Genomic DNA, 16,159 nt, shown 5'->3' on the forward strand with positions numbered 1-16,159 from the left:
CACATGAGTCTGACTGAAAAAATTAGCGCACACGTCGATGCCAGCGCGCAGCGTATCGCGCAGACATTATGCGACCTGCTGGCGTTTCCCTCGGTGGTAAAGGTCGATCCGCGCGAGGCCGGGCCAGGCGAGCGCGACTGCCAGCGCTATCTACAGCAGCGGCTGATGGCGCTGGGCATGGACACCGATTTGTGGGATCCGGATGGCCCGGCGCTGTACCAGAAGTATCAGGGCCGCCCGGGCGCCAATAAAGGCCGCACCTTCGAAGGCCGTCCCAATCTGGGCGGCACCCTGAGCGGATCCGGTAGCGGCAAGTCACTGATGCTTACCGGCCATATTGACGTGGTACCACCGGGTTCGGCGGAGCACTGGCACAGCGATCCCTTTGTGCCGGAGATCCGCAACGAGGCGGTGTATGGTCGCGGCGCGGTCGATATGAAAGGCGGCGTGGCCTGCATGCTGATGGCGGTGGAGCTGCTGCAGGATCTCAACGTGCAGCTGGCCGGCGACGTGGTGTTCACCACGGTAGTGGATGAAGAGATCGGCGGCATGGGCTCGCTGGCAATGGTGGATCGCGGCTTCAAAGCCGATGCCGGTATCATGACGGAGCCAACGGCCAATCGCATCGCGCCGATTTGCCACGGCATTTTGTGGGCGCGCATCATTCTGGATGGCATCGGCGGCCATGCGGAATTAACGCCGAACAGCTGGGACAGCAGCGGTCCGGTTGATGCCGTAATGTTGTGTCGCCAGATGCTGGACGGGCTCGATGTGCTGAACCGCCGCTGGCAGACGCAGCCCGACAAAAACCATCCACTCATGGATCTGCCCAACCAGATTATCGTGACGCAGCTAAAAGTGGGCGAGCATCCGGCGTCGATTGCCGGCCGCGCCGAGATCGTCATCGACGTGCAGTATCTGCCGGCAGAAAAGGATGAGATGGGGCTGGGCGGTAAGGTAAAACAGGAGATTGAGGCGCACGTGGCGAAGGTGTGCGCGCTGGATCCCTATCTGGCAAAGCATCCGGCGCGCGTGGAGTGGATACTGGATGCCGACTGCGCCGAGATCCCGGCCGATCATCCGTTTGTCAGCGCTTTTCAGCAGGGTGTCAGCGCCGCGGCACTGAATCCGCAGCTGGCCGGCTTTGGTGCCCACAGCGACATTGGCCTGCCCAGCACGCTGGGCCAGACGCCGACGGTCAACTTTGGTCCCGGCGATCCGGCGCTGTCGCATCAGCCTAACGAACATGTGCCGATTGCCGATCTGGTGGCTTGCACCAAAGCCATTGCGCTGACGCTGGTGCACTGGTGCGGGCTGGCGAAGGAAGCGGGGCGCTGAGAGCATTAACCACCGCAGTGACGCTGGCCGCAGAGGGCCGGCGTCATGCGTTAGCGCATTCTGTCACTGGCAAGGTGATAAACGTCACTGCGCTCGCGTTTACCCACCGCGACCACGGCGATGATCAACTGGTCATCAATCACCTGATAAACCAGGCGAAACCCGGAAGCCCTGAGTTTAATTTTGTAGCAGTCTTTAATGCCACGCAATTTGGCTGAGGGGATATGAGGATTTTCACAACATTTTTTGAGCTTTTTGGCAAACTGCTGCTGAATGGCTTTATCCAGCTTATGCCACTCCTTCAGGGCTTCTTCCCTGAACTTAACTGTCCATGTCACAGAAAGCTGTCCAAATCCACGTCAATCAGCGGCTGCTGTTGGCGTTCAGTTACCTTTTTAACCAGTTCCTGATCGTCCAGCGCTTCCAGCATTTGCTCGTAAAGTTGTGCGGGAACACAATAAAAGGCGGGCTGATTACGATTGAGAATCGCCACCGGCAAGCCTTCTCCCGCATTGACGGTCGCCATAGGATTCTTTTTTAATTCACTGACGCTGGCGCTCATATCGCTGAGAATGATGTTTGGCATACGTCTCTCCAGACTGGTTAACAGGTCTCAATATTATCAGCTTGATGACCTGTTAACCAGTCCTGACGGCTTAGCCATTCACATTTTTCCCCCCTCCGCCAGCCCGCATGCATTGGCGGAGGGGGCCTGCATTACGGCTGGTCAGGCAGCGCGGCGAGTAACTTATCCAGCGTCACCGGATAGTCTCTCACCCGGACGCCGGTTGCATTGTAGACCGCATTAACCAGCGCAGCACCGACGCCACACAGCCCCAGTTCACCGACGCCTTTGGCTTTCATCGGCGAAGAGACCGGATCGGTGTCATCGAGGAAAATCACCTCCTGCTCAGGCACATCGGCGTGTACCGGCACTTCATAGCCTGCCATGTCGTGATTGACGAAGTAGCCGAGCCGGGTGTCCACCGCCAGCTCCTCCATCAGCGCGGCGCCGAGGCCCATGGTCATCGCGCCGATCACCTGACTGCGCGCGGTTTTGGGGTTGAGGATGCGCCCCGCAGCACACACCGCCAGCATGCGCCGCACGCGCACTTCACCGGTGGCGCTATCGACCGCCACTTCGACAAAATGGCCGGCAAAGGTGGATTGCTGGAAGGTTTTGTCAAGATCGCCGAATTCCATGGTCTCTTCCGCCATCAGCGGACCCGCCGCAGTGAGCGGCAGGCGCTGCCCGTTGGCGTGAATGTGCCCATCGGCAAACTCTGCACTTTCCGCATCCAGACCCAACTGTGCGGCAACCTTCTCGCGTAGCCGGACGCAGGCCGCATAAACCCCGGCCGTGGAAGTATTGGCTCCCCACTGGCCACCCGAACCCGCCGAGACAGGAAACGCCGAATCGCCGAGCCGCACGCTGACCTGCTCAATCGGCACGCCCATCATCTCGGCTGCCGTCTGGGCGATGATGGTATAGCTGCCGGTGCCGATATCGGTCATGTCGGTTTCGACGGTGATTGTGCCTTGCGCATCCAACTGCACGCGCGCGGCAGAGGGCGCCAGCAGGTTATTACGGAAACCGGCTGCCACGCCCATGCCCACCAGCCAGCGCCCCTCGCGCCGCTGCCCGGGTTCGGTACAGCGCTCAGCCCAGCCAAATTTGCTGGCGCCGGTGCGCAGGCATTGCACCAGCTGGCGGCGTGAAAAGAAGCGCTCCGGATGCAGCGGATCGACCTGTGTATCATTGATGATGCGAAACTCAACCGGGTCGATACCGGCGATGGCGGCCATTTCATCCATGGCAATCTCCAGCGCCATCAGACCGGGTGCTTCACCCGGCGCACGCATCGCGTTGCCCTCAGGCAGATCGAGTTCGGCGAGGCGCAGCCCGGTAAGCCGATTGGCAGCGGCGTAGAGTAATTCAGTCTGCTGCACCGCAGTTTCCGGCGTTCCGCCCGGCAGGTTACCGGACCAGCTTTCATGGGCAATGGCGGTGAGATGGCCATGCGCATCGGTAGCTAATCGGATGCGCTGCCGCGTTGCTGGCCGGTGCGTAGTGTTGTTAGGGATCATCGGGCGCGGCACCATCACTTTCACCGCGCGTCCCACGGCGCGCGCACCCAGAGCCGCCAGCAGCGCATCGCTTCGTAGAAACAGTTTGCTGCCAAAGCCACCGCCGACGTAAGGAGAGAGCACGCGCACCTTTTCCATCGGCATGTCGAGCGTGTGCGCCAGGTCGGTGTGGCACCAGTTAATCATCTGATTCGAGGTCCAGACCGTCAGGTGATCATCCTGCCACAGCGCCATGGAAGCGTGCGGTTCCATTGCCATATGGCTTTGATCGGGCGTGGTGTAGGTGGCGTCCAACGTAAAGGCTGCGCTGTGCAGGGCAGCATCGACGTCGCCCAGCGTTTTATCCGGTTCACCTTCGGGTGACGTTGTCACCTCTGACTGGGCCGCTGCGAGATCGTAAGCCCCCGTTTCAGCCTGGCAGTTAACCTTAACCAGTTGCGCGGCCGCACGTGCCTGCTCGAAGGTCTCCGCCACCACCAGCGCCACGGCCTGGTGATAGTGTTCGATTTGATTATTCGCCAGCAGCGTCGCGGTGTTGCGCTCTGCCTTGTTGAGCTTGCCTGCAGTTGCTCCGGTGACGATGCCGAGCACGCCCGGTGCCTGTGCTGCGGCGTGGGTGTCAATCGAGAGAATATTGCCTTTGGCAACTGGCGCGCCGACCACATAACCGTAGGCCGCATCCGGTGCTTCAGCGTGCCATTCATAGGCGTAATGCGCCGAGCCGGTGGTTTTCAACGGGCCGTCGATGCGTGCCAGTGGCTGGCCGACGACGCGCTGCTGGTCGATAGGATTGGCGGTTGCAGGTGTGTCAAATTTCATGTGTTGCTCCTCGCTTCCGCGATCGCTGAGGCGAGCGTGCGCTGCGCCAGCAACAATTTGTATCGGTTGGCTTCAGTGGGACGTGCATCAGCAAACAGCACGTCGCAGACCGCCTGCGCCCCGTGAGGAAGTTCAGCATCCGCCGCCGCGCTGCGCCACGGCTGATGGGCCACGCCGCCGACGGCCACCCGGCCGCCACCCTCAGGCAGGATAACCGCTGCTACTGAGACCAGCGCAAAGGCGTAAGAAGCGCGATCGCGCACCTTACGGTAAATGTGCGTGCCACCCAGCGGTGCAGGCAGGGTAACCGCGACGATCAGCTCACCCGGCTGCAGCACGGTTTCGATGTGCGGCGTGTCGCCCGGTGCGCAGTAGAATTCAGCGATGGGAATAGCGCGCTGGCTGCCATCAGGGCTGACGGTTTCAATCACCGCATCCAGCAGTCGCATCGCCACCGCCATATCGCTGGGATGGGTGGCAATACAGGCTTCGCTGACACCCACTACCGCATGCTGGCGGCTGAATCCTTCGCGTGCGGCACAGCCCGTCCCCGGCTGACGCTTGTTACAGGGTTGATTAACATCGTAAAAATAGGGACAGCGCGTGCGCTGCAGCAAGTTGCCAGCGGTGGTGGCCTGATTGCGCAGCTGGCCTGAAGCACCCGCCACCAGCGCGCGCGTCAGCACGGCATAGTCGCGCCGGATGCGCGCGTCTGCCGCCAGATCGGTGTTGCGCACCAGCGCACCAATACGTAAGCCGCCCCCGGCGGTGGGTTCAATGCTGTCCAGCGCCAGTCCGTTAACATCAATCAGATGCGACGGGGTTTCAATTTCCAGCTTCATCAAATCGAGCAAATTGGTACCGCCGGCGATAAAGCGTGCGCCCGGATGCTGCATCGCGCTGCTGGCGGCCTGTACAGGCGTCGCAGCCCGTTCAAAGGTAAAGGCTCTCATGCTTTCTGGCCTCCGGCGTACTCTTCAATGGCGGCAAGAATGTTGGCATAGGCGCCGCAGCGGCAGATGTTGCCGCTCATGCGCTCACGAATCTCTTCATCGCTCAGCGCTGGCGCGGCGGTCAGATCGCCCGTGACATGGCTGGGAATGCCCGCCGCAATTTCCTGCAGCACCGCCAGCGAGGAGCAGATTTGCCCCGGCGTGCAGTAGCCGCACTGATAGCCGTCGTGGCGGATAAACGCGGACTGCAGCGGATGCAAATCTTCGGGCGTGCCGACGCCTTCAATGGTGGTCACTTCTGCATCCTGCTGCATCACCGCGAGAGTAAGGCAGGCGTTGATGCGCCGGCCATTGACCAGCACGGTACAGGCACCGCACTGACCGTGATCGCAGCCTTTTTTGGTGCCGGTCAGGTGTAAATGTTCGCGCAGCGCGTCCAGCAGCGTGGTACGGGTGTCCACGTTAAGCTGCTGGGGCTCGCCGTTCACCTGCAGCGTGACTGGCACCGTGACAGGGGCCGGCGCGGCGGAACCGGCACCGGCTGTCAGCCGGGCTCGCTCTGTCTCTTCCTGCTGCGGTGAATACCGCTGCGTCTTCTCATCGCGTGGGTTGCTCATGCCTTTGCCTCCGGACAAGTGGCGAAATGAAATTTCAATGACACCGATTTTTATAAGGTTTTGGAAAACTTTAAGCATAGACGTCAATACGCAGACGACCATGCGGCAGGGCGAAACCGATCCCAGCAACGGACAAGTCTGAAGCCTGTCGGTCTGTTCACGGTGACAAATACCCACATTCATGATTAATATGCATGCTTTGCTAAACCGTTTTAGCGATTAAGTGAGACTGAATCATGATGAAACGAATCTGGTGTCTGGGTGATGCCGTAGTGGATTTGCTGCCTGATGACGAGGGCCGTTTGTTGCAGTGTCCCGGTGGCGCGCCCGCCAACGTGGCAGTGGGTATCGCCCGGCTGGCGGGTAACAGCGGATTTATCGGACGGGTGGGCGACGATCCTTTTGGCCAGTTTTTGTGTCAGACCCTGGCGCAGGAAAAGGTGGATGTTTCCCATATGCGCAAAGATGTGCAGCAGCGCACCTCCACGGTGGTCGTGGCCCTGGATGAGCAGGGCGAGCGTACCTTCACTTTCATGGTGCGCCCCAGCGCCGACTTGTTTCTCACGCCAGACGATTTGCCGCGGTTTCAGTGTGGCGAGTGGCTGCACTGCTGTTCGATTGCGTTACTCGCCGAGCCGTCGCGCACGGCGGCGTTAACCGCCATGCAGCGCGTGCGTGAGGCGGGCGGTTTTGTCAGCTTCGATCCGAATATCCGTCTTGATTTGTGGTCCGATGCGGCGGAGCTGCTGCAATGCCTCAGTGCGGCCCTGCAACGGGCGGATGTGGTGAAGCTCTCCGTGGAAGAACTGGCCTTTATGACGGACACCGCCGACATTGACAGCGGCATCGCGCAACTGGCGCAGCGCTTCTCCGTAAAATTGTTGTTAGTCACGCAGGGCAGCGCTGGCGTGCGTGCTTATTTTGATGGCCGGCAAACTCACTATCCCGCGCGTGCGGTGATCAGCGTGGATACCACCGGTGCCGGCGATGCCTTCGTGGCGGGACTGCTGTGGGAACTGGCGCAGCGGGGTCTGCCAGTGGATGAAGCGCAGCTGGCGGCCTGCCTGCGTACGGCGCAGGTGTGCGGGGCGCTGGCTACCACCGCCAAAGGCGCGATGACCGCGTTACCCAACCATCAACAGCTACAGCAGCACAGTATCTGACCCCGCCGTTTTCCCTGTTTTGCGATGTATCTCACATCCACTAAATCGGTTTAGCAAAATCCATTGCGCTTTAAAAAATGGCACCGCTATGATGCGGTGCCTAAATCGGTTTAGCAAAAAATACATCTGATGATAGCCTTGCCTCAGGGATGCAAAACAGTGAAAAAAAGCATAATCGCGATAACCCTTAGTACCGTGTTAGGCTCAGGCTCAGCCTGGGCGGCAGACGACATGAGCAGTATTGAAGCGCGCCTGGCGGCGATGGAAAAACGACTGGCCGCGGCTGAACAGCGTGCCAGCGTGGCGGAGCAGCGCGCGCAGGCGGCGGAACAGCAGGTGCAAAAGCTGGCTGCGGTGCAGCAGCAGAACCCGACGCCGGTTGCCGTGGCACAGACCGAACCGCAGGCCGCTCAGCCTGTTGCGCCTGCCGCCAGCAGCGAGTCAGAGGGCTTTGAGTTTCATGGCTACGCGCGTTCCGGCCTGTTGATGAACAGTTCCGCCGCCAAAACTCAGGGCGGGCCCACCGTCACGCCAGCCGGTGAGACCGGCGGTCACGTCGGGCGGCTCGGCAATGAGCCGGATACCTACGTTGAACTTAACCTCGAACATAAACAAACGCTGACCAACGGTGCCACCACGCGCTTCAAGGCGATGCTGGCCGACGGACAGCGTACCTACAACGACTGGACTGCCGCCAGCAGCGATCTCAACCTGCGTCAGGCGTTTGTCGAGCTGGGGCAGCTCCCGACCTTCACCGGCGCGTTCAAAGACACCACGGTGTGGGCCGGTAAGCGTTTCGACCGCGATAACTTCGACATCCACTGGATCGATTCCGATGTGGTGTTCCTCGCCGGAACCGGGGCCGGTATTTACGACATGAAGTGGGGCGATGACGCCCGCAGCAACCTGTCGATTTATGGCCGCACCTTCGGGGACATCGAAAATAACGACAACACCGCGCAAAACTACATCCTGTCGCTGAATAACTTCGTCGGGCCGCTGCAGCTGATGGTGAGCGGCATGCGCGCGAAAGATAACGATCAGCGCACCGATATTGACGGCAACCGCGTGAAAAGTGATGCCGCCAGTGACGGTGTGCACGCCCTGGTCGGATTGCACAACGACAGCTTCTACGGCCTGGGTGAAGGTTCAGCGAAAACCGCGCTGCTGTACGGTCATGGCCTCGGCGCAGAAGTGAAGAGCATTGGTTCCGACGGCGCGCTGTTGCCGCAGGCGAATACCTGGCGGCTCGCCAGCTACGGGATGACGCCGCTGGGCGCGGGCTGGAACATCGCGCCGGCGCTGCTGGCGCAGAGCAGCAAAGACCGCTATGTCAAAGGCGACAGCTATGAGTGGGCCACCGTGAACCTGCGCCTGATTCAGGAATTTACCCAGAACTTTGAGATGCAGTATGAAGGCTCATATCAGTACATGGATCTGCGGCCTGAAGGCTATAACAATCGTCAGGCCGTCAGCGGCAACTTCTACAAGCTCACCGTCGCCCCCACGCTCAAAGCCAGCGATGTGGGCGAATTCCTCAAGCGTCCGGAAATCCGCCTGTTCGCCAGCTGGATGGACTGGGATCATCGTCTGGATAACTACGCCAGCGATGACGCCTTTGGCAGCACCGGCTTTAAATCCGGTGGCGAGTGGAACTTTGGCGTGCAAATGGAAACCTGGTTCTGATGAAACGGCCCGCGTGCGGGCCGCTTAGCGCATGATGGCATAACAACCAAAAACAGAGGTTACTATGGATTTTGTTACTCTTTCCCGGTCGCTGCTGCCGCTGCTGGGAGGCCGGGAAAATATCGCCAGTGCGGCGCACTGTGCCACACGTTTGCGCCTGGTGCTGGTGGATGACGCCAAAGCCGACACCGCTGCGATTGGCAAACTTGACGGGGTGAAGGGCTGTTTTCGCAATGCCGGACAGCTGCAGGTGATTTTTGGCACTGGCGTGGTGAATAAAGTGTATGCCGCGTTTATCCGCGAAGCTGGCATCAGTGAAACCAGCAAGTCGGAAGCGGCGGATATCGCTGCGCGCAAGCTCAATCCGTTCCAGCGCATTGCGCGTCTGCTGTCGAACATTTTTGTACCGATCATCCCGGCGATTGTGGCCTCTGGCCTGCTGATGGGACTGCTCGGCATGGTTAAAACCTACGGCTGGGTTAACCCCGACAACGCGCTGTATATCATGCTGGATATGTGCAGCTCGGCGGCCTTTATTATCCTGCCAATCCTGATTGGCTTCACCGCGGCGCGTGAGTTTGGCGGTAACCCGTTCCTCGGCGCCACGCTCGGCGGCATCCTGACGCATCCGGCGCTCACCAACGCCTGGGGCGTGGCGGCCGGCTTCCATACCATGAACTTTTTCGGTATCGAAGTGGCGATGATCGGCTATCAGGGCACGGTGTTTCCTGTGCTGCTGGCGGTGTGGTTTATGAGCGTGCTGGAGAAGCAGCTGCGCCGGGTGATTCCGGACGCGCTGGATCTGATCCTGACGCCGTTCCTGACGGTGATTATCGCCGGCTTCGTTGCGCTGCTGGTGATTGGTCCGGCAGGGCGGATGCTGGGCGACGGTATTTCATTCGTCCTCAGCACGTTGATTGCCCATGCCGGCTGGCTGGCCGGACTGGTGTTTGGCGGGCTTTACTCAGTTATCGTGATCACCGGCGTGCACCACAGCTTCCATGCGATTGAAGCCGGGCTGTTGGGCAATCCGGCGATTGGCGTCAACTTCCTGCTGCCGATTTGGGCGATGGCTAACGTGGCGCAGGGCGGTGCCTGTCTGGCGGTGTGGTTTAAAACCAAAGATGTGAAAATCAAAGCCATTTCGCTGCCGTCCGGCTTTTCAGCGCTGCTGGGTATTACCGAGGCGGCGATTTTCGGTATCAACCTGCGCTTTATGAAACCCTTTATCGCCGGCCTGATTGGCGGCGCGCTGGGCGGGGCCTGGGTAGTGTCGGTGCATGTGTACATGACAGCTGTCGGTCTGACCGGGCTGCCGGGCATGGCGATTGTGCAGGCCAGCTCATTGCTTAATTATGCCATTGGCATGGTGATTGCCTTCAGCAGCGCATTTGTGATCTCTTATCTGCTCAAATACAAAACGGATGCGGAATAATGGCGGCTTCTACATTGTTACCCGATATTTTACAGGCGGTGATGCGCGGTCAGCCGCGCGCGCTGAACGATGCGCATTATCCGGGCTGGCATCTGGCACCCGTCACCGGATTACTTAACGATCCGAACGGCTTTATTCACTTCGCCGGGCGTTACCATCTGTTCTATCAGTGGAATGCGCTGGGCTGTCAGCATCAGCATAAATGCTGGGGCCACTGGAGTTCCGCCGATCTGCTGCACTGGCAGCATGAACCCATAGCGTTAATGCCGGATGAAGAGTATGACCGCAGCGGCTGCTATTCGGGCAGCGCCGTTGATGATAATGGCGCACTGACGTTGATCTATACCGGCAACGTGAAGTTTGCCGATGGCGCGCGTACCGCCTGGCAGTGTCTGGCGGTGCAGAATGCGCAGGGCGGCTTTGACAAACTCGGGCCGGTGATCGCGCTGCCCGACGGCTATACCGGACACGTGCGCGACCCGAAAGTGTGGCGGCATGGCGAGCACTGGTTCATGGTGCTGGGTGCGCAGGATCAACAAAAGCAGGGCAAAGTGTTGCTGCTGCGCTCGGCGGACCTGCGTGAGTGGCACAATCTGGGCGAGATTGCCGGCAGCGGCCTGAACGGGCTGACGGCAGCCAGTTACATGTGGGAATGCCCGGACATGTTTACCCTCGGCGATAGCACGTTCCTGATTTGCTGCCCGCAGGGGCTTGCCCGGGAACAGCACCGTTTTCTCAATGCGCATCCCAGCGCGTGGCTGTCCGGCGATCTTGATTACGCTAACGCCCGCTTTAGCCATGGCGAATTGCATGAGCTTGACGCCGGTTTCGAATTTTACGCACCGCAAACCACGCTAACCGCCGACGGACGCCGGCTGCTGGTGGGCTGGATGGGCGTGCCGGATGGCGAGGAGATGCTGCAGCCCACGGTGGCCAATGGCTGGATCCATCAGATGACCTGCGTGCGCGAACTGGGCACGCGTGATGGCCGGCTGTTCCAGCGTCCTGTCACTGAACTGCAGGCGCTGCGCAGCACTGAACAACACTATCAGGGGCCAGCCGCCGATGCGCCGGTCATTGATGCGCAGCGGCTGGAGTTACTGCTGAGCGGGCAGGGCGACATCACCCTGAATTTCGCCGACCGGCTACGGCTGGAATGGCGTGCCGACGGGCTGCGGCTCGCGCGGCGCAGTCTGGCAAACGGCGAGTGGCAGTTCCGTTACTGGCGCGGCGCGGTGAGTCAGCTCCAGTTACTGTGCGATCACTCCAGCGTCGAGATTTTCATTAATGAAGGAGAAGGGGTGATGAGCAGCCGCTACTTCCCGGCGAATCCGGCGCAATTAACCCTGACCGGACACGCAGAAGTGACGGCGCGCTACTGGTCGTTACGGCCGTGCATGGTAGAATAAGTCATTGTTTCCTTAACCGATGCACTGACGTGAGAAAAACCAAACGCGTTACCATAGCGGATATCGCCGCGCTGGCGGGGGTGTCCAAAGCCACCGCCAGCCTGGTGCTGAATGGCCGTGGCAAAGAGTTGCGCGTGGCGAAAGAGACGCGTGAACGGGTATTAACGCTGGCGCGCGAACATCACTACCAGGCCAGTATTCACGCACGCTCGCTGCGCGATAATCGCAGCCATACGCTGGGTTTAGTGGTGCCGGAGATCACCAACCATGGTTTTGCCGTGTTCTCGCACGCGCTGGAAAATCTGTGTCGCGAGGCGGGCTTACAGCTGCTGATCTCCTGCACTGACGAGAACGCCGGGCAGGAGCGGGTGGTGGTGGATAATCTGGTGGCGCGTCAGGTGGATGGGCTGATCGTGGCGTCCAGCATGTTAAGCGACAGTGACTACGTCAAACTGAGCGATCAACTGCCGATTGTGCTGTTTGACCGCTACGTTAATGATACGCAACTGCCGCTGGTGATGACCGATTCGGTCACGCCGACTGCCGAGCTGGTGGAACGGCTGGCGCGTGCCAATCCGGATGAAATTTATTTCCTCGGCGGTCAGCCGCGTCTGTCACCCACCAAAGATCGTCTGGCCGGTTTCATGCAGGGTCTCGAACGGGCAGGTGTGACGCCACGACCGGAGTGGATCATTCATGGCAACTATCACCCGAGCAGCGGTTATGAAATGTTTGCCGCACTGTGCGCCCGGCTGGGGCGTCCGCCCAAAGCGATTTTCACCGCCGCCTGCGGTCTGCTGGAAGGGGTGTTGCGCTACATGAGCCAGCATCATCTGCTGCACAGCGACATCCGCGTGGCCAGCTTTGACGATCACTATCTGTATGACTCACTGACACTGCCGATCGATACCGTCGAGCAGGATGTGCCGCGCCTGGCGCAGGAGTGTTTTACGCTGCTCACTACCATGATTAACGGCGATGAACCCATCAGCCAGCATACCGTGCTGCCGGCAACGCTGCGGCTGCGCTTTGGCAGGTAGCGCAGCCGCAGCGCGTTCAACGACTTAATCGGTCTCCGGCTCACACACCTGCCATCTGACCGAGCTGACGCCTTTTTCCAGGCTGATGCGGCTGACCAGATTTTCCAGCTGATCGGTCAGGCTGGGTTTACCCAGCACTTCCGCATTTACCGCCATGCGGTGTGAGGGTTCCAGATCCTCACTGTGCAGGGATTGCAGCCGCAGACCGCTGCCGCCAAGGCTGTGTAGCATCAGGCTGCGCACCTGCACCTCATCGGCCGCCAGACAGATGATCTGCACTTTGTAATACTGGCTGGCGTCCTCCGCAATAATGATGCTTTGCCGATTGATGCCCTGTGCCAGCTCGCGCAGCAGGATGTTGGCGCACAGAATAACCACGCAACCGATGCCTGCCTCCAGCAACAAGCCCATGCTGCATAACACGCCAATCGCCGCGGTACACCACAGCGTGGCAGCGGTGTTAAGACCGCGCACATTCAGGCCATCGCGCATAATGACGCCACCGCCGAGGAAGCCAATGCCGGAAACCACATAGGCCGCGACGCGCGAGGCATCTGCGGCAATTCCCGGCACGCTTTGTGTCATCAGCACAAACAAACAGGCACCGGTGCTGACCAGCGCATTGGTGCGCAGCCCGGTCAGGCGCTGGCGCAGCTGGCGCTCGCTGCCAATCAGCGCGCCCAGAATCAGCGCGACCGTGACGCGCAATAAAAAGATTTTCCAGTCCATGTCAGACCTCACTCCATCACCGCCGGGCAATGGATATTCAGGGTTATAAGAATGGATTACAGCGGGGCCAGACAGAACGCAGGAAAAAGGGGGGAGGGAAATCCACCGTCTTAACGCAGGGCTAAGACAGCGATGAGGCTATCTCAGCATCGGCACCGATTGTAATCGTGTGGGACAGGTGTCCAATTGTGTATCCTCATCAGTAAAAATTTCGCCGGCATTGTAGACGCTTTGCTCCGTCAGAGCGAAGACAAATCGCGCATCGTTTAAGCGGGGTTGAATAGGCATGAGATAATCACGCGTTTTCACCACAATCAGGCTGGAGTATCTGCTAAAAAACGTTTCATAATTAATTATCTGCGCTTATCCAAATACCCTAAGGTCTGACATGCAACCAATCAGTCTGCAAACCCGGTACCGTTCTGCAAACGAGAACACCATTGCGCTGTGGGCGAAAAATGCAGGCATCGGGAACATCCGTGAAGAGAACTATTACGATCCGGTAAAACTGGCGCTTGCCGCAGGGATAAAGCCGTCAGTTTCCTTACCGGTGTTACGTCTGATTGATGAATTGCAACGACTCACACTGGCTGATCCGCTTGCCGATACCTTGCCAGCGCAAGGTCTTCATTTTACTTTTTTGCCTCTGACCTTGCCGCTTTACAACATCAATGAGCGTTTACCAGCGAAAGTGGCGCAACTGACCACAATCTGGCAGGAATTTGCTGCGAAAAAAATCGTTATCCGGGGTCTGCGTTTAGTGGCGTTGCCCGGCCAGTTATTGCTTGCGGGCATACCTGACACGCCTGCGATTGCCATGCGCCAGTCATTCTGTGAAAAGGTTCTGGATTCAGACTGGAAAAATGAATTGCTGATGCGGCATAGCAACAGCCCGTTGCCGGCACCATTCTGGCACAGCACGTTACTGCGCTACAGCGCTGAGTTTTTACCCGCAGTTTTGCGTCAATTCTTTTATGAACGTCAGGATATCAATTTTGCTGAGGTGGCGGGAGAACTGATGCTGGCGAAGACTAACTACAACTGGACGAAGTGTTTTCCTTTATTGCCGGCGAGGATTTAAATATGGTGAGTGCGCCATAACTGGCAGCCTCAAACTAATGGAGCTGTGTATGGGTGCTACTGATTTACCTTTCGGGCTAAAGTGCGCATAATCATGATTATGTTAAATAAGATATCTAGTCACGTATCGTAATCCTTCAGTTCGCCCTTCACGCCTCTTACCAGGCCCACAACTCATTTCATCACGGCGACAGTGAAAACTTATCCTACCGGTCCGTTTGTCACCACGGTGTTATATTTTTACTGACGATGTGCGTTGCTGTCATCTGTTCAACAATGTTTGCACCTATCGCTTACGGCATTGAATAAAAAATAGCATCGCTTAGGGAAATTCATCTTTCCACTACACAGAATTCATTCAGAAGCATCTAAGCGTTTCTCAGTCATCAACATTCAGTTTTATAGTTCCACCATCTGGCATATCTTTAATCTGAACTGCAATACTTCCCCTTGCTCGCATTGCTGTTACAGATTGCTGAGCACGCAAACTCTTAACTGAAAACTCACCACCCAAAACAAAAGGAATGACAGGCACTAACCGCTGATTCTGCTTAATTTTTCCGTGCGTGATCTGCCATTGATGCATCAACGAATGACCTGTTAGAAAGTCATAATCATTTAGAATAGCATCGCACCACTGAGATAAATTTTCACACATTTTTTGGCTTTCACCGGTCTCGGGATCAAATGAGTATATTCCATCCCCCTTTAAAGAAAATTGTCCACCAAATGCATCTTCTGCAAAAAAGAAATGACCATCTGTCATACCACCATAGCTTTCGCGCCATAATTTTTCTTCATTCCAGGAAAAGATATTAAAATCATCGTGTTCGTGTGTTCCTGGGAAGACATGTAGCGCTGATTCAAAACCATAAAACCCATTGCGCATTCTCAACAGAGCAACATAATCAGGAAACTTTGATGAAAGTTCGAGCTTAAGAGTGCCAGAAATATCATCGAAAGGCTTTGCTAACTCATTGCTGCAAATTGACAATAGCTTTGAGATTGGGTCTTTCATGTTACTCCTTTTATGGATCTTTATTATTACTGTATAAGGTGGCAGTTGCGGTTATATTCTTAATCGTTATTTAATGGCTAATGAATATTATTAACCATGTCATATACGCAAGTCTTGATAGCTAAAGAAAAATCGCACCAAAAGATAGGTCTAATTTTGTCAGGAAAACCCTGATAAAGAAAAATGGCTTTTTATCTTCAATTAACCCCTGGTAAAAATACTTCCCATAGAGTGCGAAAAGAAGAAATGACATTCCTCCAGACAAATTAGATATTAAAGATAAATCATCAAACCCTCTTCGATATTCAGCTATCGCCGCCGCCACATACCCAAGAACAAGAAAAATCAATGCACTGTTTGATAAAGCATCACGTTTAAAAAACATATAATTGAAATAAAGAAAAGAATCCTTACCTACCTTAGCGCCGCCAAGATTTTTATAAACAAAGATAAAAAAACAGACTCCCAACAGCAACAACAAAAATAGCAACATGAAGGATGATGCATTAAGAACATGATCATTTGAAATCATAATGGTATTTTTTCCTTAGTAGAGTCACCTTCAGATCTATTTTTTCATCATGAGAAGTAGTGGTGTAACCAGTAAAACCAATGCTTCACTGGTGCGTAAGAAAGGACAAAACTGCGCCGTTTTCCGTAGATACCGTCTTGCCGGTTACCTGGCAAGACATATTTCGGCATCGAACGGACGACCCGATTTCAGCACGCCATAAGCCAGCTGCAGCAGCTTCTTCATCGCCGCGCACACCACGACTTTTCCCGT

At 57.0% G+C, this 16,159-nt stretch carries 15 protein-coding genes and 1 pseudogene; 7 read left to right on the forward strand and 9 right to left on the reverse strand.

Features of this window, described 5'->3' with window-relative positions:
- Positions 1–3 precede the first annotated feature (3 nt).
- Positions 4–1,338, forward strand: a complete 1,335-nt coding sequence (locus C1Y42_RS12625) for a M20 family metallopeptidase (protein ID WP_104093610.1) — start codon at positions 4–6, stop codon at positions 1,336–1,338.
- 50 nt (positions 1,339–1,388) lie between these two features.
- Here the strand turns inward: C1Y42_RS12625 and C1Y42_RS12630 are convergent, their stop codons facing one another.
- The 5 genes from C1Y42_RS12630 to paoA form a co-directional block, all read right to left on the reverse strand.
- Positions 1,389–1,676: a type II toxin-antitoxin system RelE/ParE family toxin gene (locus C1Y42_RS12630; protein WP_058770149.1), complete on the reverse strand. Its 288-nt coding sequence runs from the start codon at positions 1,674–1,676 to the stop codon at positions 1,389–1,391.
- Positions 1,673–1,924: a type II toxin-antitoxin system Phd/YefM family antitoxin gene (locus C1Y42_RS12635; RefSeq protein ID WP_104093611.1), complete on the reverse strand. Its 252-nt coding sequence runs from the start codon at positions 1,922–1,924 to the stop codon at positions 1,673–1,675. The genes C1Y42_RS12630 and C1Y42_RS12635 overlap by 4 nt, the downstream gene beginning before the upstream one ends.
- Before the next feature lie 131 nt (positions 1,925–2,055).
- Entirely contained in the window at positions 2,056–4,245 is a 2,190-nt protein-coding gene (gene paoC / locus C1Y42_RS12640; protein ID WP_104093612.1) for an aldehyde oxidoreductase molybdenum-binding subunit PaoC, read from the reverse strand.
- Positions 4,242–5,198 carry a xanthine dehydrogenase family protein subunit M gene (locus tag C1Y42_RS12645; protein WP_104093613.1) on the reverse strand — a complete coding sequence of 319 codons (957 nt, stop codon included), beginning with the start codon at positions 5,196–5,198 and terminating at the stop codon, positions 4,242–4,244. Before C1Y42_RS12645 ends, paoC begins: the two co-directional genes overlap by 4 nt.
- Positions 5,195–5,815 (reverse strand): aldehyde dehydrogenase iron-sulfur subunit PaoA, encoded by a 621-nt coding sequence (gene paoA / locus C1Y42_RS12650; protein WP_104093614.1) that lies wholly within the window; start codon positions 5,813–5,815, stop codon positions 5,195–5,197. Before paoA ends, C1Y42_RS12645 begins: the two co-directional genes overlap by 4 nt.
- A gap of 236 nt (positions 5,816–6,051) precedes the next feature.
- Here paoA and C1Y42_RS12655 point away from each other — a divergent pair, with 236 nt between their 5' ends.
- From C1Y42_RS12655 to C1Y42_RS12675, 5 genes are all read left to right on the forward strand, one after another.
- Positions 6,052–6,978 carry an aminoimidazole riboside kinase gene (locus tag C1Y42_RS12655; protein ID WP_104093615.1) on the forward strand — a complete coding sequence of 309 codons (927 nt, stop codon included), beginning with the start codon at positions 6,052–6,054 and terminating at the stop codon, positions 6,976–6,978.
- A gap of 129 nt (positions 6,979–7,107) precedes the next feature.
- Positions 7,108–8,664: a carbohydrate porin gene (locus tag C1Y42_RS12660; protein WP_370445693.1), complete on the forward strand. Its 1,557-nt coding sequence runs from the start codon at positions 7,108–7,110 to the stop codon at positions 8,662–8,664.
- A 64-nt stretch (positions 8,665–8,728) separates the two neighbouring features.
- A complete protein-coding gene (locus C1Y42_RS12665; RefSeq protein ID WP_104093617.1) occupies positions 8,729–10,099 on the forward strand; it encodes a sucrose-specific PTS transporter subunit IIBC in 1,371 nt (456 codons plus the stop codon).
- Positions 10,099–11,508 carry a sucrose-6-phosphate hydrolase gene (locus C1Y42_RS12670; RefSeq protein ID WP_104093618.1) on the forward strand — a complete coding sequence of 470 codons (1,410 nt, stop codon included), beginning with the start codon at positions 10,099–10,101 and terminating at the stop codon, positions 11,506–11,508. Before C1Y42_RS12665 ends, C1Y42_RS12670 begins: the two co-directional genes overlap by 1 nt.
- A gap of 29 nt (positions 11,509–11,537) precedes the next feature.
- Entirely contained in the window at positions 11,538–12,548 is a 1,011-nt protein-coding gene (locus C1Y42_RS12675; protein WP_058775021.1) for a substrate-binding domain-containing protein, read from the forward strand.
- Between the two features lie 24 nt (positions 12,549–12,572).
- Here C1Y42_RS12675 and C1Y42_RS12680 read toward each other — a convergent pair whose 3' ends face one another.
- On the reverse strand, positions 12,573–13,277 hold the full coding sequence (locus C1Y42_RS12680; protein ID WP_104093619.1) for an MgtC/SapB family protein: 705 nt from the start codon (positions 13,275–13,277) through the stop codon (positions 12,573–12,575).
- A gap of 388 nt (positions 13,278–13,665) precedes the next feature.
- On the opposite strand from C1Y42_RS12680, the gene C1Y42_RS12685 reads away from it, so the two are divergent.
- Complete coding sequence (locus C1Y42_RS12685) at positions 13,666–14,358, forward strand: hypothetical protein (RefSeq protein ID WP_104093620.1); 693 nt, start codon at positions 13,666–13,668, stop codon at positions 14,356–14,358.
- A gap of 378 nt (positions 14,359–14,736) precedes the next feature.
- Here C1Y42_RS12685 and C1Y42_RS12690 read toward each other — a convergent pair whose 3' ends face one another.
- The 3 genes and pseudogenes from C1Y42_RS12690 to C1Y42_RS12700 all read right to left on the reverse strand — a co-directional run.
- Positions 14,737–15,375 carry an SMI1/KNR4 family protein gene (locus C1Y42_RS12690; RefSeq protein ID WP_199188984.1) on the reverse strand — a complete coding sequence of 213 codons (639 nt, stop codon included), beginning with the start codon at positions 15,373–15,375 and terminating at the stop codon, positions 14,737–14,739.
- Positions 15,376–15,496: 121 nt separating this feature from the next.
- Positions 15,497–15,907 (reverse strand): hypothetical protein, encoded by a 411-nt coding sequence (locus C1Y42_RS12695; RefSeq protein WP_104093621.1) that lies wholly within the window; start codon positions 15,905–15,907, stop codon positions 15,497–15,499.
- A gap of 144 nt (positions 15,908–16,051) precedes the next feature.
- A pseudogene (locus C1Y42_RS12700) lies at positions 16,052–16,159 on the reverse strand (IS110 family transposase); the annotation flags it as partial.

The sequence above is a fragment of the Pantoea sp. ICBG 985 genome, assembly GCF_002928365.1.
Lineage (GTDB): Bacteria > Pseudomonadota > Gammaproteobacteria > Enterobacterales > Enterobacteriaceae > Pantoea > Pantoea dispersa.